Below are 19558 nucleotides of genomic sequence, written 5' to 3'. Positions count from 1 at the left end.
ACGCAACAGATCGTTGCTTGACTGGAAAAAGGCCCTATAACACAAAAAACAGCGCCCCGCCAATCCAGGCGGGGCGCTGTTACGTTTATTTCTCTTACATGGAAACCCGGTGGAAGACCTTCTTGCCCTTGCGGACCATCAGGCCGTCTCCGGAGAGCTGGTCGGCAGTGTAGGTGGTATTGGCATCCGACACCTTTTCCTCATTGACGGTGACACCGCCCTGCTCCACCAGACGGCGGGCCTCCTTCTTGGAGGGGGCCAGCTTACACTTGACCATCAGGTCCAGGATGCCGATGGAACCGTCGGTGAGATCCTCGGCGGCCAGTGTGGTGGAGGGCACATTGCTCATGTCGCCTCCGCCCACGAACAGGGCCTTGGCGGCGTCCTGAGCCTTCTTGGCCTCCTCTTCCCCGTGGACCAGCTTGGTAAGCTCAAAGGCCAGAATCTCCTTGGCAGTATTGAGCTGGCTGCCCTCCCACTTGTCCATCTCGTCGATCTGCTCCAGGGGCAGGAAGGTGAGCATGCGCAGGCATTTCAGCACGTCCTGGTCGCCCACGTTGCGCCAGTACTGGTAGAACTCATAGGGAGAGGTCTTGTTGGGATCCAGCCACACAGCGCCCTTGGCGGTCTTGCCCATCTTCTTGCCCTCGGAGTTCAGCAGCAGCGTGATGGTCATGGCGTGGGCGTCCTTGCCCAGCTTGCGGCGGATGAGCTCAGTGCCGCCCAGCATGTTGGACCACTGGTCGTCGCCGCCGAACTGCATGTTGCAGCCATAGTGCTGGAACAGGTAGTAGAAGTCATAGGACTGCATGATCATGTAGTTGAACTCCAGGAAGCTCAGGCCCTTCTCCATGCGCTGCTCATAGCACTTGGCCCGGAGCATGTTGTTCACGCTGAAGCAGGCACCCACGTCCCGCAGCATATCAATGTAGTTCAGGCCCAGCAGCCAGTCGGCATTGTTTACCATCTGAGCCTTTCCCTCACCGAACTCGATAAAGCGCTCCATCTGCTTTTTGAAGCAGTCGCAGTTGTGCTGAATGGTCTCAGGGGTCATCATGGAGCGCATGTCGGTGCGGCCGGAGGGGTCGCCGATGTAGCCAGTGCCGCCGCCGATGAGGGCAATGGGCCGGTTGCCCGCCATCTGCAGGCGCTTCATCAGGCACAGGGCCATGAAGTGGCCTACGTGGAGGGAATCGGCCGTGGGGTCAAAGCCAATGTAAAACACGGCTTTCCCCTCGTTGATCATCTTGGAGATCTCCTCCTCGTTGGTCACCTGGGCAATGAGCCCTCTGGCTTTCAGTTCTTCGTAGCAAGTCATATTTCGTTACTCCTTTATTGAAATATCAATTTGTATGTGAAAGATTCGCGTTTGGCTGCTTTGCCCGGCAGACGCTGTAGATCACCACGCCTCCGATGACGATGGCGGCTCCCAGGATGGACATGGGGCTCATTTTTTCTCCGTAAAACACCGCCACCAGGATGGGACTCAAAACGGGCTCAATGCCGGAGAGCAGACTGGCTGTGACGGGCGGCGTAGTTTTCAGGCCGATGGTCAGCAGGATATAGGCCACAGCCACCTGAAATACCCCCAGCACCACCAGGCTGACGAGCGCTTTTGAGGAGAAATCCGTTTCCTTCAGCAAAAACGGAAGTCCTGTTACCGCCGAGAGCACATCCCCCCAGAACACCGAAGAGATGGCGTCGGAGTCCGGCAGGTCGTTGAGCAGGAATATCCCGGCGTAGGCCAGGCCGGCCAGCAGGGCCAGTACATTGCCCAGTCCGCCGCCTACCTCCAGGCTGTCCACAAAAAAGCAGACCACTCCGCCAAACACCGCCGCACAGGTAATGACGTCCAGGCGGCTGGGGCGGCGGCGGAACACCAGAAGCGAAATGAGCATCACAAAGATGGGGGCGGTAAACTGAAGTACAATGGTATTGGCCGCCGTGGTCAGCTTGTTGGCAATGGAGAACAGGGCATTGCAGCCAAAGACCGACACCGCCCCCAGTGCCACCCAGCGGTTTAGACGCGGAGGATGCTTCATCCACCATAAATATCCACCGATGACCACCAGCGCGATGGCGGTGCGCCCGCCATTGATGGACATTCCGTTCCACGGGATGACCTTAATGCACAGCCCGCCAATGCTGTAAAGCAGCGCGGCCAGAAACACATACAAGGTTCCCCTGTTTTCTTTGGACAAGCTCTCATCTCCCTGAACCAAAAATGCCCTCTGTCCGAAAAACGGACAGAGGGCATAAAATGCGGTACCACCTCTGGTTCGTCCCAACCTCACAGCAGAGACCTTATGGAGTGCGTGACTCCTGCGCAGTAACGGGCGCGCCCGGCCTGTCCCCTACTCACGCAGCTGTGCGCTTCAGGCGGCTGCTCCAAGGGGTAAGTTCACAAAGCACCCTGTCCCCCTTTCACCGTCCGGGGGCTCTCTGCACAGGGGCATGCCTTGCTAAGGCTCCTTTTCGTCGCAGTACTCAAACTCTAGCACATCTTTCTCCGTTTGTCAACCGCGGACGATTTTATTCCTGGGCTTAGGGAATCAATCGTTATTGGCCAGAAGCAAAGCACAGCTTTGCACAAAGTTCTTTGCTCAGCTTTCTTTCAAAAAAGCTGACGTGCCACGCCGGTACGAACCGCTGCCTCGGCCACCGCCTTGGCCACAGCGGGGACCACCCGTTTGTCAAAGGGCTGGGGGATGATGTTGTCTTCGCTGAGCTCCTCATCGGGAATGATGGCGGCCAGGGCCATGGCGGCGGCCATCTTCATCTCCTCGTTGATGTCACTTGCCCGCACGTCCAGCGCCCCCCGGAAGATACCTGGGAAGGCCAGGACATTATTGATCTGGTTGGGGTAATCACTGCGTCCGGTGGACACCACCTTTGCCCCGCCCGCCTTCGCGTCTTCGGGGAAAATCTCCGGAGTGGGGTTGGCACAGGCAAAAACAATGGCGTCCTTGTTCATGGTCTTTACCATCTCGGTAGTCACCAGGTTGGGGGCAGACACCCCGATGAACACATCGGCCCCCACCAGCATATCGGCCAGAGTTCCCTTGCGCTTTTGGAGATTGGTTCGCTTGGCGATCTCCTGCTGGGCCCAGTTCATCTCGGGGTTGCCGTCGTAGAGGGCGCCGAACTTGTCGCACAGGGTGATGTCCCGGAAGCCAGCCTCCAGAAGGAGCTTTGTGATGGAAATGGCGGCGGAACCGGCCCCGGAGAAGACTACCCGGACTTCCTCCTTCTTCTTCCCCACCACCTTCAGGGCATTGGTAAGCCCCGCCAGGGCGATGATGGCGGTGCCGTGCTGGTCGTCATGGAAGACGGGAATGTCGCACATCTCTTTCAGACGGCGCTCAATTTCAAAGCACCGGGGGGCGGCAATGTCCTCCAGATTGATGCCGCCGAAGGAACCGGAGATGTTATAAACCGTTTGGACAAACTCGTCGATGTCTTTGGTCTTGACGCACAGGGGGAAGGCGTCCACGTCGGCAAAGCGCTTGAAGAGTACGCATTTACCCTCCATCACGGGCATGCCGGCCTCAGGACCGATGTCCCCCAGCCCCAGCACGGCGGTGCCGTCGGTAATGACCGCCACCAGGTTGTGGCGGCGGGTGAGTTCATAGCTCTTATCCGGGTCCTTCTGGATCTCCAGACAGGGCTGGGCCACCCCAGGTGTGTAGGCCAGAGACAGCTCCTCCCGGTTTCCAGCAGGAACGGTGGCCACCACCTCAATTTTTCCCTTCCACTGTCCGTGGAGGCGAAGGCTTTCCTTTGCGTAATCCATAATCATTTCCTCACTTATCTGCAGGCAAAGATTCATCTTTGCCCCAAGCTGTTGTCAAGCCTATTATAATAGTTCCATTGTAAAAGGCAATGGCCGGGAGGATCTTTTTCCGAAACACTCCATCTTTCGAAGAAAAAATCGCATTTTCTACAAAATACACCCTGTTTTAGTTGACCAAACTATGATTATCTGCTAAAATGGCAGGCAGCCTCTTCTTTTTTGGATGGGGCGGCAACCGGAATTGCAGGTGTACAAAGAGGAGGATACTATGGAACATCATCACAGAGGACACTGGGGCAGCAACCTTGGCTTTCTAATGGCTACGGTGGGCGCTGCTGTAGGCCTCGGCAATATTTGGGCTTTTCCCTATAAAATGGGCATGAACGGAGGCTTTGCTTTCCTGCTGGTCTATCTCATTATGGCCATTGTGATCGGCTTTCCCATCATGCTCACAGAGCTGTCCATCGGCCGAAAGGTAGGGAAAAGCGTGCTGGTCAGCTACCAGACGGTAGGCGGCGGCTTTGGTGCCTTCATCGGGTTTCTGGCCATGTTGTCCCCCTTCCTGATTTTGAGCTTTTACACGGTGCTGGGCGCTTACTGCGTGCAGTATGTGTGCCTTAATTTTGCTGAGCTTGTGGGTCTTTTCCAGCTCTCCGGCGTGTCCGGGGCCGAGTCTTTTTCTGACATGCTCACCAATCAGCCCATGGCCATTCTATTTACCTTCCTGTTCATTGCCGCCTGCTTTTTGATCATCCGGGGCGGCATCAAGGATGGCATTGAAAAGTTCAACAAGGTGGGCATGCCCGCCCTGGCCATTATGCTCCTCATCGTTATTGTTCGGGCGGTCACTCTTCCCGGTGCCGCTGAGGGACTGAAATTCATGTTCTCTCCCAACTTCACGGCCTTCCAAACGCCCAAGGGATTTTTGTCCGTTCTTTCCGCCGCCGGCGGCCAGGTGTTTTTCTCCCTGTCCCTGGCCATGGGTATTACGGTGACCTACGGCTCTTACCTGCGCAAGGAAGAGAGCCTGGTAAAAAATTCACTTATCATCATTATCTCTGACACCTGCGTGGCTATCATGGCCGGCCTGGCTGTGCTGCCTGCCGCTTTTGCCCTGGGCGGGAAAAACGCTGAGCTGTCCGGTCCCAAGCTGCTGTTCATTACGCTGCAGGACGTCTTTAACTCCATGGGTGCCCTGGGTCCCCTGTTCGGAATCCTTTTCTATATGTTCGTCACCCTGGCAGCCATCACATCCGCTATCGCCCTCATCGAGGTGCTGGTGACCTTCACACTGGATCACCGGGCGGCACAGGGGAAAAAGTCCAACCGCAGCATGGTGGTGCTGGTCATCTGTCTGATCGTGATGGCGGAAGCCACTCTGGTAGCCGCCGATGGTCTGGGCTCCAACGGCCTGTGGATCCCCTTCCATGAGACCGGTATGAATCTTGGGTCCTCCTGGCTGGACTTTATGGACTTCATTTCCGAAGGAATCGCCATGCCTTTGGGGTCCCTGCTGATGATCATCCTGGTGTGGAAGATCCGCCCCCAGACCATTCGCAGCGAGGTCATGGCCGCAGGACACCCCTTCTCCAATGGCCTGTATACCTTCTACAAGGTGTGCATCTATCTGGTGGCTCCTCTGGGGATGCTCATGGTTCTCTTTGGGCAGCTTCAGAGCTTCTTCACCATCAAATAAGAAAGCCCGCAGAAATATGATCGGCCGGTATCCAGTTGGATACCGGCCGTTTTTTAGTTGGATTTGGAATTGCGGTACTCCTGGGCCTGCTGGAGCAGATCCTCCGCACTCTTGATCAAAGCGGGGGTCAGCGAAGCTCCGCCGATCAGACGGGCCAGCTCCTCCACCCTACCCTGTTTGTCCAGCCGCTCTACCCGCGTGTAAGTGCGTCCGTCCCGCTCCCCCTTCTCCACGGAGAAGTGGGTATCGGCCATGGCAGCAATTTGGGGAAGGTGGGTGACACACAGCACCTGCTTGCCGCCGGCCACGTCGGCCATCTTTTCGGCCACCTTCTGGGCTGCCCGGCCGGATACCCCGGTATCCACCTCATCAAAGATGAGGCTGCCAATCCCATCGTCCTGGGCCAGCACATTCTTCAGTGCCAGCATGATCCGGGCCAGCTCACCGCCGGAGGCCACCTTCTGAATGGGCTTGAGCGCCTCACCCAGATTGGCGGACATAAGAAATTGTACCTGGTCCATTCCAGTCTCGTCCATGCCGTCCTGGGCGGAGAGGGCCTGAAATTCCGTCTCAAAGCGCACCTTTGGCATATCCAGCTGCCGCAGCTCTTCCTGAATACGCACCTGAAGCTCCAAAGCCGCCGCTTTCCGGGCCTGAGACAGCTTTGCCCCCAGTGTCCGCGCCGTTTCCAGTGCCTTCTGGAGCTCTTCCTCCAGGTGCTGGATGGTGTCGTCCGCGTCCTGAATTTGACTCAGCTCCTCCCGGCACTGGTCCAGATAGGAAAGCATGTCCTCTACCGTGGGGCCGTATTTCTTTTTCAGGCGGTAGATCACATCCAGCCGGCTTTCCAGTCGGTCCAGCTCCTCAGGAGAGAAGTCGAACGCATCACCAAAATCCCGAAGGGTCTCCGCCGCGTCATCCGCGGCATAGCGCAGCGAGGTGAGCTTCTCCCCCAGCTCCGCCAGTTGGGCTCCCAGCTTGGCCACGGACCGCACGGCGCCCTCTGCTTCCGAGATCAGGTCACAGGCCCCGCGGCTGTCTTCGCCGCCCAGCAGGGCAAACTGAGCCTCCTGAATGGCCTCCATCAGCTTGCCGGCACTGCGGAGCATGGTCTTTCGTGCATCCAGCTCCTCATCCTCACCGGGCTTCAGCTCCGCGCGCTCCAGCTCACGGATCTGGTATTCCAGAGTATCCACCCTTCGGGAGCGCTCGGCCTCGTCCATTTCCAGGGCAGCAATCTGCCGCCGGAGGGCGGCCACCGCCCCAAAGGCCAGCTGATACTCGTCCAGCAAAGCTCCGGTCTTTCCAAACCGGTCCAGATACCCCAGGTGGGTCTCCGGGTCCAGCAGCTGCTGGCCGTCGTGCTGGCCGTGGATGTTCAACAGCTGCTTTCCCAGCTGCCGCAGCTGGGCAACAGTGATGGGCCGTCCATTGATCCGGCACACATTCCGCCCATCCCCGTGCAGCTCACGCTGCAGCATAAGCTCATCCTCTGGGACTGAAAAGCCATTCTCCTCCAGCCACTTCAAAGGCAGAGATCCGGTAAAGCAGGCCGAGACCATGGCACTTTTGGCTCCGGTGCGGATCAGCTCCCGGCTGGTACGCTCCCCCAGCACCGCGCCAATCGCATCGATAACAATGGATTTGCCTGCACCGGTCTCACCGGTAAGGACATTGAACCCCGGATCAAAGGTGATATCTGCCGACTGGATAATGGCGATATTTTCAATATGGAGCAGCGAAAGCATCGCGTCTTGCCTCCTCGTTCCCAGACGCTGGGTTTATTTCAGCAGCTTATGGATTTCCGCACCAAACTGCTGGGCGGCGGCGTTGTCCCGCATGATCAGGATCCCCGTATCATCTCCTGCCAGGCTTCCCACCATTCCCTCGATCTCCATCCCATCCAGAGCAGAACAGGCGGCAGAGGCCAAACCGGGCATGGTACGAACGACAACCAGGTTCTGGGCCACATCAGCAGAGACCACGCCCTCTTTAAAAATCGTGCGCAGCCGGGTATCCACTGCCGCGGAGGGCTTACGCTCCGAAAGCGTATAGCGGTAGCCGCCGTTTTTGGACAGCTCCTTTACCATGCGCAGTTCCTTAATGTCCCGAGAAATGGTGGCCTGGGTGGTGGAGAAGCCCCGTGCACGCAGCTCTTCCAGAAGCTGATCCTGGGTCTCCACATCCATAGACTGTATAATCTTGATGATCTCACCCTGACGTGCGTTTTTCACGGAACCATCCCTCCTAATTTTTGATTGATGATCTCATAAAAGCTTCGGTCCGCCAGCCGAGCCAGCCGGGTGCAGTGCTCCGAACGGCTGATCTCCACCCGATCGCCGCTGTTCAGCCGGACCGCCTTCCCTCCATCCACTGACAAGTATAAATACTTGCGGGTCGATTTTGGGATCTGGGCAGTAATGACCCGTCCGGAATCCAGCACAAGGGCCCGCGCAGCCAGCTGATGGGCACAGACGGGTGTGAGGATGATGCAGTGGGAAGTGGGCTCTACAATGGGTCCTCCCGCCGACATGGAGTAAGCGGTGGAACCGGTAGGAGTGGAAACAATGACCCCGTCTCCCATAATGGTAGATACCTTCATGTGGTCGGCCAGCACTTCTACCTCGGCCACCCGTGCCATGGATCCCTTGGAGATGACCGCATCGTTGAGCGCCAGATCCCGGCTTATCTCCCGGTTTCCCCGCATGACCCGCACATCCAGCATCATCCGTTCTTCAATGGTAAACATCCCTTTGGCCAGGGGAGTCAGCATGGACAGCTCGCCCCGTTCCAGCTCAGCCATAAAACCCACGCTTCCCATATTGACCCCCAGGATCGGCACCTGGTAGACAACTGCATCCCGTGCGGCATGGAGGATGGTTCCATCCCCGCCAAAGCAGATCAGCAGGTCGGCACAAGGCAGCTCCTGCTCCATTACAGATAGGGTGACCTGCCTGGGCAAGTCCAGACGGTCCCCCTTTTTGGGCTGAAAGGGCAGACAAAGCACCGTATCCGCTCCCGCATGCTCCAGCACTCGTTTGGCCTCCAGAGCGGCCCGGAGCCCACGGTCTCGGTAGGGGTTGGAGCTGAGTACAATCTTCATATCTCCTCCTCCTTCCAGACACTGTGCGATGCATCGACCAAGGCCTTCAGATCTCCCTCATAGACAGGTCCGTCCCCCGCCTTGAGATAACCTAAGTACTCGATGTTGCCTTCGGGGCCCTTAATAGGTGAAAAGGTAATATCCTTTACAGTAAATCCAGCGCTTGCTGCATGACCGAGGAAGTGCTCCAGCACCTCCAGATGGACCTGTGGGTCACGGACAACGCCGTGCTTGCCCACCTTCTCCTTTCCCGCCTCAAACTGAGGCTTCACCAGACACACTGCCTCGCCGCCCTCTTTCATAAGAGGGCGTAAGGCGGGCAAAATCAGGTTGAGGGAGATAAAGGAGACATCCACAGAAAAGAAGTCAAGCTCCTCTGGAATCTGTTCCCGTGTGAGGTAGCGTGCATTGGTACGCTCCATGCACACCACCTGGGGGTGGGTACGCAGGCGCCAATCCAGTTGGTTATACCCAACATCCACCGCATAGACCTTGCTGGCCCCGTTCTGGAGCATACAGTCGGTAAAACCGCCAGTGGATGCGCCAATATCGGCGCACACCGCTCCCATAAGAGTAATGGGCCACAGGGACATGGCCTTTTCCAGTTTTAACCCGCCGCGGCTTACATAGGGCAGGGCTTTTCCACGGACCTCTAACTGGTCCTCCGCCTTTACCGGGGCTCCCGCTTTGGTCTGCTTCTGGCCGTTTACATAGACCAGCCCCGCCATAATGACGGCTTGGGCCTTCTGGCGGCTTTCCGCCAGTCCGCGCTCCGTCAACGCCACATCCAGCCGCACCTTAGCCATGGCCCAGCACCTCCCATGCTTTCTTTGCAATTCCCTCTCCATCCAGGGACAGATCTTTCTTCAAAAGCTCCGTCTTTCCGTGAGGAACGAAACCTTCCCCGCAGTTGACCAGTGCCACCTTGGCAGCAACCTGCTCCTGCTCCAACAGGGCGGCCAGGCGCTGACCCACACAGCCGTTGGCCGCGGTCTCCTCCGCCACAAGCAGAACTCCGGTTTTTGCAACAGAGCGGATAATCTCTGTTCCATCAAGTGGTGTAAGCTGATTTAGCTTTACAATTTCGGCCTGAATTCCCTTCTGCTCCAGCCGTTGGGCAGCCTCCAGAACTTGGTTGATCTCTACCCCATAGCTTACTAACGTAATGTCTTTCCCCGCGCGCAGCACAGTGGATGGTTCTTCTCCGGCACAACCGGTATAGCTCCCCTCTCCCCCACGGGGATAGCGCACCGCAACAGGGCCATCCAGACGCAGCACGGCCCGTTCCAGCATATCCTCCAGCTCAGCAAAGCTGGCTGGGGCCAGGACCGTCATATGGGGAACACTGTCCAGATAAGCGACATCAAAAACGCCGTGGTGGGTCTCGCCGTCCTCTCCAACCAGACCGGCCCGGTCTACTCCCAGCACCACATGGAGGCTGCTGAGGGCCACGTCATGGAGCAGCATGTCGTAGCTGCGCTGAAGGAAGGTAGAATAGACTGCAAAGACTGGTACGGCCCCCTCCTTCGCCATGCCGGCGGCCATAGAAACCGCGCAGCCCTCGGCAATGCCCACGTCAAAAAAACGCTCCGGAAAACGCTGGGCAAAGGTCTCCAGCCCCGTCCCGCTCACCATGGCGGCCGTGATGGCGCATACCCGACCATCTCCCTCCGCCAGGCGGGAAAGAGTCTTACCAAATACGGAGGAGAAATTTTCGCCCCCCGTCTTTCTGGGCTTGCCCGTGATGGGATCAAAGGGAGAAACCCCGTGAAAGGCATCTGGGTTTTCTTCCGCGGGTAGAAAGCCTTTTCCCTTTACAGTCTTTACATGGAGCAGGGCGGGCTCGTTCAGATCCCTGGCATAGCGGAGAATGTCCGTCAGCTCTGCTAGATTGTGCCCGTCCACCGGCCCCAGGTAACGAAAGCCCATGTTCTCAAACATACTGCAGGGCAGCAAGCTCTGCTTGAGGGCCTGCTTAATTTTATGGATGACCTTATAAGCGGCCCGTCCTGGCGCGGTAGCCGCCATAAAGTTCTGATAATGCTTTTTAAAGGCCCGATACTGGGGACGAAGGCGCTGCCGGGCCAGGTGGTCGGCCACGCCGCCCACATTGGGGGTGATGGACATCCCGTTGTCGTTGAGGATCACCAGCAGCTGCTGGCCACATTCACCAGCATTGGACAGCCCCTCATAGGCCAGACCGCCCGTGAGGGCCCCATCCCCGATGAGGGCAATGACCTTATAGTCCTCTCCCAGGAAGCTCCGGGCCCGTGCCATCCCCAGGGCCACCGCCACCGAGTTGGAAGCGTGCCCAGCAATAAACGCGTCGTGAACACTTTCCGCCGGCTTTGGAAAACCGGCCAGGCCGCCATATTGGCGCATGGTGGACATCTGCTCCCAACGTCCGGTGAGCATTTTATGGGGATAGCACTGATGCCCCACGTCAAAGACCAGCCGGTCTCGGGTAGTGTCAAAGACCCGGTGGATAGCCACCGTCAGCTCCACCGCCCCCAGGTTTGAGGCCAGATGTCCTCCCGTCTGGGATACCTGCTCTACCAGATCCCGGCGCAGTTTGGCACAAAGCTGCCCGGCCTCCCGGTCACTGATCCCCTCCAGCAGAGGCCCTGTTTGCTTTTCGTCTCTCTTTGTCAAGGTATAACCCCTCACATCTCAATTCAGCTTACGCGGGCATTACAAAATAACCGGCCCCGCCAGGCCGATGACGCTGCCCAGCACAGCTCCCGCGATCACCTGGGGCAGCGTATGCCCCAGGCTCTCATTGAGCCGCTTACATTCCTTCAATTCCGTCGGAATCTGGTCCATGTGCTCGATCATATAGTTGAGCACCTTTGCCTGCTCCCCGGCGCAGCGGCGCACATTACAAGCGTCATACATGACGACCAGCGCGATGGCTGCCGACAGGGAAAACATCGGGTCCCGCCAGCCGCACACCTGACCAATGGACATGGTGGCGGCACAGATAAAGGCAGAATGGGAACTGGGCATGTCGCCGCTGCCCACCATCCGCTTCAGGTCCAAATTCCGGTTCACGATAAAGTGCAAGATGGTTTTTATGACCTGAGCTACAAACCAGGCAAAGATTGCCAGGTCCAACGTGAGATTTCCCACCAGAAAACCGGTATGATCCATCCTTACCCCGCTTTCTCTCCCGAAGGGAGGCCGCTATGGTACGTCCTGTCAATGGTCAATGGGTACGCTTGGCCAGGGATTGGGCCAGCCAAATCAGAAAGTCTGCCTTCTCAAAGCCGGCCAGGGCATCCACCGCACGCTGGGTCAGCTCTTCCACCAGCGCCCGGCTTCCCTCCAGCCCGAGCGCGGTAACAAAGGTGGTCTTCTCGTTGACCCGGTCAGAGCCCACACTTTTCCCCAGCTCCTCATCCGTGCTGGTCACATCCAGAATATCATCCTGAACCTGGAAGGCACGGCCCAGAGCCTGGGCATAATCCCGCACCTTCTGCCGCTGCTGGGCACTGCCGCCCGCGGCAATACAGCCCAGCTCCGCCGCCGCGGAAATGAGTGCTCCCGTCTTAAGACTCTGGAGCTGCTCCAGCTCTCCGCGGGTCATGGAGCGGCCTTCCCCGGCCATATCCAGCGCCTGGCCGCCCACCATGCCTTCGGGGCCGGCATTCCGGGCCAGACAGGCCACCGCCTCTACAATCCGCTGGGCGGGCAGATTCCCTTTGGCAAGCTGCTCAAAGGCGGAAGTGAGCAAGCCATCTCCCGCTAAAATGGCAGTGGCCTCTCCATAGACCACATGATTGGTGGGCCGCCCACGCCGCAGCTGGTCATCATCCATGGCCGGCAGATCATCGTGGATCAGAGAGTAGGTATGGATCATCTCCAGTGCACAGGCAAAGGGAAGGGCGTCCTGGGGATCACCTCCGCACATCCGGCACACCTCCAGGGTAAGCACCGGACGAATCCGCTTTCCCCCCGCCAGGAGAGAATACTCCATGGCCTCCTGAAGATCGGCGTAGCGCGGCTCCTCCCGGAACATTCCCGCCAGGGCTTCCTCCACCATGGTCCGGTCACGGGTCATCAACAGTGTAAAGTCTTTTTCCATGTCACTCAGCTCCCTGGAAGGGTTCTTCCATCATCTGGCCATCCTGGCCCTGGGTGAGAAGGGTCACCTTCTGCTCTGCTTCATCCAGCTGGGCGGTACACTCCCGCAGCAGCTTGGCCCCCTCCTCAAAGAGCTTCATAGCCTCTTCCAGGGGGGCATCCCCCCGTTCCAGCAGACCTACGATTTCCTCCAGGCGGGCCATGGAGCCCTCAAAATCCAGCTTCTTTTTCGCCATAGGGCCTCACTCCTCTTTTTTCGATACTCCGTTGACTTGGCAGTCAAACTGCCCATCGGATACTTTCAGAATAAAACGTTCTCCAGGCTGGGCATCCTGCACCGAGGCAATCACACTTCCATGTTCCTTCAGTGCGATGGAATAGCCCCGTCCCAGCACCTTCAGCGGGCTCATGGCATCCAGCGCTGCACTGAGCTTGCCCAGCCGCTCCCGCTGCATGGACAAGCTCCGCTCCAGGCCGTGGATCAGGCGGCGGCTCTGATAGTCCAGCAGCAGGCGCTTGTCCTTGAAATAGGCTCCCGGCTCGGTCATAGCCCGACTGGCGCCCAGGCGATTGAGCGCACGGCGGCTCTGGTCCAGGCGCTGGACCATGCTGCCCTGGAGCCGCTGGCCCAGGACGGCCAGGCTGGCTGCGATTTCCTCCTGGTGTGGTACCGCCAGTTCCGCGGCATTGGAAGGCGTGGACGCACGCAGATCCGCTGCAAAATCGGAGATGGTCACGTCAGGCTCGTGGCCCACAGCGGAAATCACCGGAATCTCCGAGTGGTAAATGGCACGGGCCACGACTTCCTCGTTAAAGGCCCACAGATCTTCCATGGAACCGCCGCCCCGACCGGTAATGATGAGCTGGGCGATGGCATGCTCATTGGCCCACCGGATGGCGGCGGCGATCTCCTCCGCCGCGCCGGCCCCCTGAACCCGGACCGGAAGAATTCGAATCCCGGCCATGGGCCAGCGGGAGCGGAGAATCCGGATCATGTCCCGCACGGCCGCCCCTGCTGGGGAGGTGATGAGGGCGATGGTCTCAGGAAAGGCGGGGATAGGCTTTTTGTGTCCCGGTTCAAAGAGGCCTTCTCTGGAAAGCTTTTCCTTCAACTGCTCAAAGGCCAAATAGAGATCTCCCACACCCTCCGGAGTGAGGCGGCTGCAATAGAGCTGGTACTGTCCGTCCCTGGGAAAAACAGTGACCCGCCCGGCCGCGATCACCTGCATGCCATTTTCCGGCCGAAAACGCAGGGAAGCCGCGTCTCCGCGGAACATAACGCACCGAAGGCTTCCCTCCCGGTCTTTCAGGGAAAAATAGTGGTGCCCCGAGGGGTACATTTTATAATTGGAAAGCTCCCCCCGAACCAGCAGCCCGGACAACAGCCGGTCCTGATCCATGAAACCCTTGATATACTGGCTCACCTGGGAGGGGCTTAGAATGGGGGCGCTGCGGTTCATGCTCCCGCCTCCCCTGCTTGCAGAGCACGCCATGTGAGGATAGCCGTTCCCATGGCGTTGTCTGTGGAATACTGGGGCTGGGCAAAGACAGCCTGACATTGCGCGCTCATGGCTGCTCTCAGCTGCCGGTTAGAGGCCACGCCTCCGGAGCAGAGCACCGGAAGGCCGGGCCAGCGCTGCCGCGCCTGCTGGGTGGCCCGCACCACCACACTGGTGATCGTGTCCAGGGTAAACCGGGCCACATTTCCCGGCTTCTCCCCAGAGGATATCCGCTGCTTGACCTGATTCTCAATGCCAGACAGCGAGAACGTAAGTTCCTGAAGCTTTACACGGTAGTTTTCGCAGACATCCGACTGGTCATACAGCGCATCCAGGGCTTTCCCTGCCGGAAATTGGAGCCCAAGCAACACCCCGGTGCGGTCAATGAGCTGCCCGGCGGAAATGTCACTGGTCCCCCCTACCGCCTCTGCCCGGACGGTGTATCCCTCCGGCTCAACATATAAAAGCTCCGTAGTCCCCCCAGACAGATGCCAGGCCAGGAACGGAGCGTCCAGAAGGTCCATCCGTCCGGCAGACCACGCGGCCGCGGCCAGATGTCCCTGTTGATGGGAATGTTCAAAAAAGGGGATGCCCATGGTGCTGGCCAGCCCTTCTCCCTGAGAAGCACCGGCCAGGAAGCACGGCATATAAGAGCCCTCTACCGCACGGGGGCGGGTGCTGGCTCCCACGGCTTCGATCTGGTGCAGCGCCCCCTTCTGTTCCAGGGCACGAAACAGCTCTGGCAGCTGACGGACATGCTGAAACAGGGCCTCACTTTGCCGAAGGCCCAGTTCTCCAGGGCGCACCGTCAGCAGCCGGCCCACATTGACACCATCCCTGCCATCAAAGACCGCCAGGGAGGTTGTATAATTGCTGGTATCCAGTCCCAAAACGGCCATAGTCAAATCTCCGTCTCCGCCTTGGGCTCTGTCTTTTCCTGAGAAGCCTCCGGCTGCTTGTCCGAGATATTGTCCTGGCACTCCTCCCGCACAAAGGTACCCAGAATGCCGTTCAGGAAGGCAACTACCTCCTGAGGCTCATAATTCTTGGCGATTTCCACCGCTTCGTTGATGGCTGCGGCATTGGGCACATCGGGCATATAGAGTACCTCATACATGGCAGTACGCATAATGGCAGAGGCCATGCGGGGAATGCGGGCAAAGGACCAGCCCTTGGCATAACGGCTGATGCAGTCGTCCAGCTCAGGCCCATGGAAAAACACACCCTGGACCAACTCCCGGATGTACTTCTCCTGCTTTTCGTTGGGGTACTGGGCATACAGAGGCATATCCTCTGCCAGCTCCCGGAAACGCTCGTGAGTCAGCTGGCTGTCCAGCAGCTCCTGGGCACTCTGATTGCCGAAGCTCAGGGAAAAAATCATATGTACCGCGATTTCACGGGCATTGCTTCTTGTCATATTCGGTATCCTCCCACCCTGCTTTTGGGCTGTGTTGTTCTCTTAGTATATCATCCATTATTATATACATGAATATACAAAAAAGAAACCCCTAATTTATAATTTTCCTTTTTCTTCCCCATAAAAAAAGACCGCCGAAGCGGTCTTTTTTTATCAATAATAGAATTTATGTCCGCCCAGTACAGCGGCAAACTCCCGGTTGCGGGAGGCCCAGCTGTTGGAGCTGGAGTCGAAGTACAGCGCACCGTCGGTCTCAGCCACCTCGCCGCCGTCCAACACCAGCTTTGCGGCAATGATGCTGCTCTGGTTAGGGGTACGGTTGGCAAGAGCGCCGGACTTATAGGTGCTGAACTGGTTCTTCTGCGCCAGAACACCCTGAACGGTATTGGGATAAACGGGGCTGGCTACCCGATTCATCACCACATTACCCACGGCCATCTGCCCCTCCAGGGGCTGATTGCCGCTCTCTGCGTAAATAAGCCGAGACAGCCAGAAGAGGTCCTCCTGATCATAATAGCTGTCACCGGACTGGATGCCGCCGCTCCCCCGTGTAATGTGAATGGTGCCGCTGGTACCATCCCAGGAAAGCTTTGCATCAAATGCCTCTACCACAGCTGAGAGGGGAACGGTCACCATGTTGTTTACCAACTGAACTCCCTCAGGAAGGTAGAGATAACGGCCATTGGCCACCAGATAAAGCTGGCCCACTTTGGCACTCAGGGCCAGGCGGCTGGTATAGAGCTTGACGGTGGAACCGTCCCAGCCAATTTCCACGCTGGGCTCCAGGGCCTGGGCCATAGGAGCCAGCGCCACATAGGTAACGCCGTTTTTTTGGAATTTGCCCAGGTTGGTGGGAGCCGCGACACCATCAATGAACAGTGTCTGGTCTCCAGCAGCCACCTGCTGCTGTTCTTCCGCCTCTGCCTCTTCGGTCATCTCAGCCAGAGAGACCTGCTCGGAGATCTCGGCGTTCCCCAGTTTGCCTCCGCCGATGGATTCCATCGACTCATAAGAAACCTGGGATTCAGTATCAAGCGCCTGCTCATCGAGCACGGCGCTCTCCTCCTCTGCCAGCAGGGCAGCGGACTGCTGGGGGGCAGTCGACGCGCCCATCAGGAGGAGTAAGGCAAACGCACACAGCGGTACGAAGAAAAGCTTGCGTACTATTTGTCTTCACTCCTTTGCTTTAAATTTTTTACAAATTGGTGACACGCAAAAGCAACTGTTGTTACTTTTGTTACCACATTGTAACCAATCTGACCGGTCAAAACAAGGGCAAAATTGCCCATAAATAATTGTCGGCGCTTGTGCATTTTATATAATTTATTTAAGAATAGGCAGATTTCTCCTTGTTTTTATGGTTTATCGACATATTATGTGAACTTGCTTTCCCAGCAAAAAGCGTCCGTCTCCCGGTGCTTTTCCCGAAAGGCGGACGCCTGCAGCAAATCATTAAATTCCTCGATTCAGCGTTTTCCGAAGACGGATTTTCCCCTCCAGAGCCTGGTCAATCAGAGAAAGAAACTTCTCCCGGTCTTCCGGCAGGCCTCCTTTTAGAGGCAGGTAATTGGAAGCGTGATTGCTGGTAAAATGCAGCGGGTTCACGTCCAGCAGCTCCACCAGCAGACGGCACTCCTCCAGAATATGGTCGGGCGAACAGACCTCAAATCTCCCGGCCAGCACATCCTCTCCCAGCGGGGTGCCTTTGGCGGGGGCAAAGGTCATAGCGGACAGGTGGCGCGGCTTCATATCGTTGATCATCTGAGCGGTGGAGCGGATGTGCTCCTCCCAGTCGCCGCCCTCTCCTCTGGCTCCGGTCATGCCCAAAATCACGGTGACCCAGAGATCGATGCCTGCCTCCACCAGCCGCTGACCCGCCAGAAGCATCTCCTTGGCCGTAACTCCCTTATGAATAAACTTCAATACCGTATCGCTGCCGCTCTCCACTCCCAGATAGGCACGGGAAAGCCCGGCCTCATGCAGGGCCTTCAGCTCTTCCGGGGTCTTGGCCAGCGTACTCTTTGGGCCTGCATAGAGGGTCACCTTTTCCAGGTGTGGGAAGGTCTCATAGAGCTTATGAAGCACCCGGAGCAGATCCTCCGTTTTCATAATGATGGCGTCTCCGTCCATCAGGAATACTCGCTCAAGGCCGGGGCCATAGTAGTCCCTGGCCATGTCAATATCCTCTAAAATCTCTTCCACGGGCCGAAGGCGGAATTTCTTCTCCTTGTACATCCCGCAGAAGGTGCACTGGTTGTTGGAACAGCCGATGGTACACTGGAGCAGGTAGCTCTTCCACTCCCCCGGCGGCCGGTACAGCAGGTCGCTGTCATAACGCATGTTCATTCATCCTTTCTCAGGGCAGATCGATGTACTGCCCCTCCCGCATAACTTTTCGGATATTCTTCTCCACTTTGCTCCGGGGCAGCATGACCTCGTGGCCGCAGCCCTGGCAGCGGATTTTAAAATCCATCCCAACCCGAAGGACAAGCCATTCCTGACTTCCGCAGGGGTGGGCTTTCTTCATTTTTAATATGTCATTTACATGGATATCCATACCAGTTCCCCCGTTATTGTTCTTGCTCCATTATAATATGGTATTTTTGTAATTGTCAACGGACACGGCAGCAGGAGAAAGAAAGGGCCCCCGGCAGCGGCCGGGAGCCCTTTAGGTCTGGGATCGTCAGAAAAGTGCTTTGAATGAATGGAACCGCTCAGCCCTTCACCAGAGCGGCAGTATCCATGGCGATCATAAGCTCCTCATTGGTGGGGATGACCAGGACCCGGACCTTGGCGTCATCCGCAGATACATCTGCTTCCTTGCCGCGGACCTTGTTCTTCTCAGCGTCCAGCTTCACACCCATGTACTCCAGGCCGGAAACCGCATTGGCACGGGTATCGGGGCCATTCTCGCCCACGCCGGCCGTGAAGATGATGGCGTCCACCCCGCCCATGGCGGCAGCATAGGCACCGATGAGCTTCTTTACGTTGTAATCGAAGGAATCCAGCGCCAGCTGAGCCCGCTGGTTGCCCTTGGGAGCAGCATCCTCCAGGTCACGGAAGTCGGAGGACACACCGGAAATGCCCAGCACGCCGGACTTCTTGTTCAGGATATTGAGCATCTCATCGATGGAATAGCCGTGCTTTTTCATCAGGTACTCCAGGATACCGGCGTCCAGGTCACCGGAACGGGTGCCCATGGGCAGACCAGCCAAAGGCGTGAAGCCCATGGAGGTATCCACGCTCTTGCCGCCATCGATGGCGGTGACGGAGGAACCATTACCCAGGTGGCAGGAGATCAGCTTCAGCTCCTCAACGGGCTTGCCCAGCATGGCAGCGGCCCGGCCGGCCACATACTTGTGGGAGGTGCCATGGAAGCCGTAGCGGCGGACCTTATCCTGGGTATAATACTCATAGGGAAGCGCATAGGTGTAGGCCACGGGGGGCATGGTCTGGTGGAAAGCGGTGTCGAACACAGCCACCATAGGGGTGTTAGGCATAAGAGCCTGACAGGCCTTGATACCAATGATATTAGCGGGGTTATGCAGAGGAGCCAGGGGGTTGCACTCCTCGATAGCAGCCATGACCTCGTCGGTAATGAGCACGCTCTTGGCAAACTTCTCGCCGCCGTGAACCACACGGTGACCCACCGCGTCGATCTCCTTCATGGAGCCGATCACACCGTTCTCAGGGTCTACCAGAGCGTTGAGCACGGCCTGGATAGCCTCGGAGTGGGTGGGCATGGCCACATCGGCCTCCTTGATGACCTGCTTGCCATCGGGCTTATAGGTGAACTTGCCGTCAATGCCGATCCGCTCGCACAGGCCCTTGGCCAGCACCTGCTGAGTCTCGGGGTTGAGCAGCTGGTACTTCAGGGAAGAACTGCCCGCATTGATCACCAGAATGTTCATGGGAATCGTCTCCTTCACAATTCAATTTTAAATTTCGTCGGGTTGCCTTACCGTCC

19 protein-coding genes are annotated in these 19558 nt (G+C 57.7%); 1 reads left to right on the top strand and 18 read right to left on the bottom strand.

Going from position 1 to position 19558, the window contains the following annotated elements:
* Positions 1–94 precede the first annotated feature (94 nt).
* From tyrS to ACTQ3R_RS02255, 3 genes are all read right to left on the bottom strand, one after another.
* The gene (tyrS, locus tag ACTQ3R_RS02265; protein ID WP_441777786.1) at positions 95–1318 is read right to left on the bottom strand and encodes a tyrosine--tRNA ligase; all 1224 of its coding nucleotides are present in this window, start codon (positions 1316–1318) and stop codon (positions 95–97) included.
* Positions 1319–1343: 25 nt separating this feature from the next.
* Complete coding sequence (locus ACTQ3R_RS02260) at positions 1344–2201, bottom strand: DMT family transporter (protein WP_441777785.1); 858 nt, start codon at positions 2199–2201, stop codon at positions 1344–1346.
* Between the two features lie 413 nt (positions 2202–2614).
* Positions 2615–3793: an NAD(P)-dependent malic enzyme gene (locus ACTQ3R_RS02255; RefSeq protein ID WP_441777784.1), complete on the bottom strand. Its 1179-nt coding sequence runs from the start codon at positions 3791–3793 to the stop codon at positions 2615–2617.
* Positions 3794–4061: 268 nt separating this feature from the next.
* On the opposite strand from ACTQ3R_RS02255, the gene ACTQ3R_RS02250 reads away from it, so the two are divergent.
* Positions 4062–5489 (top strand): sodium-dependent transporter, encoded by a 1428-nt coding sequence (locus ACTQ3R_RS02250; RefSeq protein ID WP_441777783.1) that lies wholly within the window; start codon positions 4062–4064, stop codon positions 5487–5489.
* 53 nt (positions 5490–5542) lie between these two features.
* On the opposite strand, the gene recN is transcribed toward ACTQ3R_RS02250, so the two are convergent.
* The 15 genes from recN to ACTQ3R_RS02175 all read right to left on the bottom strand — a co-directional run bounded on the left by recN (position 5543) and on the right by ACTQ3R_RS02175 (position 19502).
* Entirely contained in the window at positions 5543–7237 is a 1695-nt protein-coding gene (gene recN, locus ACTQ3R_RS02245; RefSeq protein ID WP_441777782.1) for a DNA repair protein RecN, read from the bottom strand.
* Positions 7238–7270: 33 nt separating this feature from the next.
* Positions 7271–7723 carry an arginine repressor gene (locus ACTQ3R_RS02240; protein ID WP_441777781.1) on the bottom strand — a complete coding sequence of 151 codons (453 nt, stop codon included), beginning with the start codon at positions 7721–7723 and terminating at the stop codon, positions 7271–7273.
* Positions 7720–8592 carry an NAD(+)/NADH kinase gene (locus ACTQ3R_RS02235; protein WP_441777780.1) on the bottom strand — a complete coding sequence of 291 codons (873 nt, stop codon included), beginning with the start codon at positions 8590–8592 and terminating at the stop codon, positions 7720–7722. Before ACTQ3R_RS02235 ends, ACTQ3R_RS02240 begins: the two co-directional genes overlap by 4 nt.
* Complete coding sequence (locus ACTQ3R_RS02230) at positions 8589–9398, bottom strand: TlyA family RNA methyltransferase (RefSeq protein WP_441777779.1); 810 nt, start codon at positions 9396–9398, stop codon at positions 8589–8591. The genes ACTQ3R_RS02235 and ACTQ3R_RS02230 overlap by 4 nt, the downstream gene beginning before the upstream one ends.
* Positions 9391–11244 carry a 1-deoxy-D-xylulose-5-phosphate synthase gene (dxs, locus tag ACTQ3R_RS02225; RefSeq protein WP_441777778.1) on the bottom strand — a complete coding sequence of 618 codons (1854 nt, stop codon included), beginning with the start codon at positions 11242–11244 and terminating at the stop codon, positions 9391–9393. Before dxs ends, ACTQ3R_RS02230 begins: the two co-directional genes overlap by 8 nt.
* A gap of 39 nt (positions 11245–11283) precedes the next feature.
* Positions 11284–11742 carry a divergent PAP2 family protein gene (locus ACTQ3R_RS02220; RefSeq protein WP_441777777.1) on the bottom strand — a complete coding sequence of 153 codons (459 nt, stop codon included), beginning with the start codon at positions 11740–11742 and terminating at the stop codon, positions 11284–11286.
* Between the two features lie 55 nt (positions 11743–11797).
* Positions 11798–12676, bottom strand: a complete 879-nt coding sequence (locus ACTQ3R_RS02215) for a polyprenyl synthetase family protein (protein WP_441777776.1) — start codon at positions 12674–12676, stop codon at positions 11798–11800.
* A 1-nt stretch (position 12677) separates the two neighbouring features.
* On the bottom strand, positions 12678–12911 hold the full coding sequence (gene xseB, locus ACTQ3R_RS02210) for an exodeoxyribonuclease VII small subunit (RefSeq protein ID WP_441777775.1): 234 nt from the start codon (positions 12909–12911) through the stop codon (positions 12678–12680).
* Positions 12912–12917: 6 nt separating this feature from the next.
* Positions 12918–14135 carry an exodeoxyribonuclease VII large subunit gene (gene xseA / locus ACTQ3R_RS02205; protein WP_441777774.1) on the bottom strand — a complete coding sequence of 406 codons (1218 nt, stop codon included), beginning with the start codon at positions 14133–14135 and terminating at the stop codon, positions 12918–12920.
* The gene (locus ACTQ3R_RS02200; protein ID WP_441777773.1) at positions 14132–15073 is read right to left on the bottom strand and encodes a Kae1-like domain-containing protein; all 942 of its coding nucleotides are present in this window, start codon (positions 15071–15073) and stop codon (positions 14132–14134) included. The genes xseA and ACTQ3R_RS02200 overlap by 4 nt, the downstream gene beginning before the upstream one ends.
* Positions 15074–15075: 2 nt before the next feature.
* Positions 15076–15591, bottom strand: coding sequence for a transcription antitermination factor NusB (gene nusB, locus ACTQ3R_RS02195; RefSeq protein WP_441777772.1), 516 nt, complete (start codon positions 15589–15591; stop codon positions 15076–15078).
* A gap of 153 nt (positions 15592–15744) precedes the next feature.
* Positions 15745–16644 (bottom strand): cell wall hydrolase, encoded by a 900-nt coding sequence (locus ACTQ3R_RS02190; protein WP_441777771.1) that lies wholly within the window; start codon positions 16642–16644, stop codon positions 15745–15747.
* A gap of 399 nt (positions 16645–17043) precedes the next feature.
* Complete coding sequence (locus tag ACTQ3R_RS02185; protein WP_441777770.1) at positions 17044–17931, bottom strand: B12-binding domain-containing radical SAM protein; 888 nt, start codon at positions 17929–17931, stop codon at positions 17044–17046.
* Between the two features lie 16 nt (positions 17932–17947).
* Positions 17948–18148, bottom strand: a complete 201-nt coding sequence (locus ACTQ3R_RS02180; protein WP_441777769.1) for a DUF951 domain-containing protein — start codon at positions 18146–18148, stop codon at positions 17948–17950.
* 157 nt (positions 18149–18305) lie between these two features.
* Positions 18306–19502 (bottom strand): acetate/propionate family kinase, encoded by a 1197-nt coding sequence (locus ACTQ3R_RS02175; RefSeq protein WP_441777768.1) that lies wholly within the window; start codon positions 19500–19502, stop codon positions 18306–18308.
* Between the last annotated feature and the right edge of the window lie 56 nt (positions 19503–19558).

It is taken from the genome of Lawsonibacter sp. LCP25S3_E2 (genome assembly GCF_052117285.1).
GTDB lineage: Bacteria > Bacillota > Clostridia > Oscillospirales > Oscillospiraceae > Lawsonibacter.
Note: the sequence above shows the minus strand (reverse complement) of the source record. Positions and strands in the feature narration are given on the sequence as shown.

What these genes read in the sequence shown, in the direction of transcription:
- ACTQ3R_RS02185 (WP_441777770.1), bottom strand. Translation starts at nt 17,931, where the DNA reads ATGCGTTATGACAGCGACCTGCTGTACCGGCCGCCGGGGGAGTGGAAG.
- ACTQ3R_RS02215 (WP_441777776.1), bottom strand. Translation starts at nt 12,676, where the DNA reads ATGGAAAAAGACTTTACACTGTTGATGACCCGTGACCGGACCATGGTG.
- ACTQ3R_RS02255 (WP_441777784.1), bottom strand. Translation starts at nt 3,793, where the DNA reads ATGGATTACGCAAAGGAAAGCCTTCGCCTCCACGGACAGTGGAAGGGA.
- ACTQ3R_RS02180 (WP_441777769.1), bottom strand. Translation starts at nt 18,148, where the DNA reads ATGGATATCCATGTAAATGACATATTAAAAATGAAGAAAGCCCACCCC.
- ACTQ3R_RS02235 (WP_441777780.1), bottom strand. Translation starts at nt 8,592, where the DNA reads ATGAAGATTGTACTCAGCTCCAACCCCTACCGAGACCGTGGGCTCCGG.
- xseA (WP_441777774.1), bottom strand. Translation starts at nt 14,135, where the DNA reads ATGAACCGCAGCGCCCCCATTCTAAGCCCCTCCCAGGTGAGCCAGTAT.
- tyrS (WP_441777786.1), bottom strand. Translation starts at nt 1,318, where the DNA reads ATGACTTGCTACGAAGAACTGAAAGCCAGAGGGCTCATTGCCCAGGTG.
- ACTQ3R_RS02200 (WP_441777773.1), bottom strand. Translation starts at nt 15,073, where the DNA reads ATGGCCGTTTTGGGACTGGATACCAGCAATTATACAACCTCCCTGGCG.
- nusB (WP_441777772.1), bottom strand. Translation starts at nt 15,591, where the DNA reads ATGACAAGAAGCAATGCCCGTGAAATCGCGGTACATATGATTTTTTCC.
- recN (WP_441777782.1), bottom strand. Translation starts at nt 7,237, where the DNA reads ATGCTTTCGCTGCTCCATATTGAAAATATCGCCATTATCCAGTCGGCA.
- ACTQ3R_RS02250 (WP_441777783.1), top strand. Translation starts at nt 4,062, where the DNA reads ATGGAACATCATCACAGAGGACACTGGGGCAGCAACCTTGGCTTTCTA.
- ACTQ3R_RS02230 (WP_441777779.1), bottom strand. Translation starts at nt 9,398, where the DNA reads ATGGCTAAGGTGCGGCTGGATGTGGCGTTGACGGAGCGCGGACTGGCG.
- xseB (WP_441777775.1), bottom strand. Translation starts at nt 12,911, where the DNA reads ATGGCGAAAAAGAAGCTGGATTTTGAGGGCTCCATGGCCCGCCTGGAG.
- ACTQ3R_RS02175 (WP_441777768.1), bottom strand. Translation starts at nt 19,502, where the DNA reads ATGAACATTCTGGTGATCAATGCGGGCAGTTCTTCCCTGAAGTACCAG.
- ACTQ3R_RS02220 (WP_441777777.1), bottom strand. Translation starts at nt 11,742, where the DNA reads ATGGATCATACCGGTTTTCTGGTGGGAAATCTCACGTTGGACCTGGCA.